This is a genomic window from Microbacterium azadirachtae (assembly GCF_000956545.1).
Taxonomy (GTDB): domain Bacteria; phylum Actinomycetota; class Actinomycetes; order Actinomycetales; family Microbacteriaceae; genus Microbacterium; species Microbacterium azadirachtae.
Window position 1 is genome coordinate 1 of sequence record NZ_JYIT01000008.1, and the last position, 539, is coordinate 539.

The following is a 539-nucleotide window of genomic DNA, read 5'->3' on the forward strand; positions in this document are numbered from 1 at the left end:
ACGATCCCGGCGAGCACGACCAGCACGACGCCGAGCACCCACGGCCAGCGCGCCCGGCGGCGCGGCGGAGCGACCGCCACGGGCGCCGACGGCAGCGGGGGCCGCGGCGGCACGCCGTCACCGGGCGCGGCGCCGCGCGGCAGCGGCACCGTCGGGTGCTCCTGGCCGAGATCCTGCGGATACGGCTCGGTCGGGTGGGTGCCCTCGTCCGCGCCGCTCATGTCACATCCGCTCCGGCGCCGAGACCCCCAGCAGCGAGAGACCGTTGCGGAGCACCTGGCCGGTGGCGTCGTTGAGCCACAGGCGGGTGCGGTGCACGTCCTCGACCGGGTCGTCGCCCTGCGGGATCACCCGGCAGTTGTCGTACCAGCGGTGGTAGAGCCCGGCGAGCTCCTCCAGGTAGCGCGCCACACGGTGCGGCTCGCGCACCTCCGCGGCGAACGCCACGATCCGCGGGAACTCCTGCAGTGCGCCCAGCAGCGCCGACTCGGTCTCGTGCGTGAGCAGCTCGGGGGCGAACACTGAGCGATCGACACCGG

The 539-nt window shown here is 75.3% G+C and carries 1 protein-coding gene and 1 pseudogene; both read right to left on the minus strand.

The annotated features are described in order from the left end of the window. Window positions 1–221 (minus strand): annotated as a pseudogene (locus RL72_RS00050) (hypothetical protein); the annotation flags it as partial. Between the two features lies 1 nt (window position 222). Then, window positions 223–539, minus strand: a 317-nt coding sequence (locus RL72_RS00055) for a DALR anticodon-binding domain-containing protein (RefSeq protein WP_248700311.1), incomplete at its 5' end; no start/stop codon positions are given.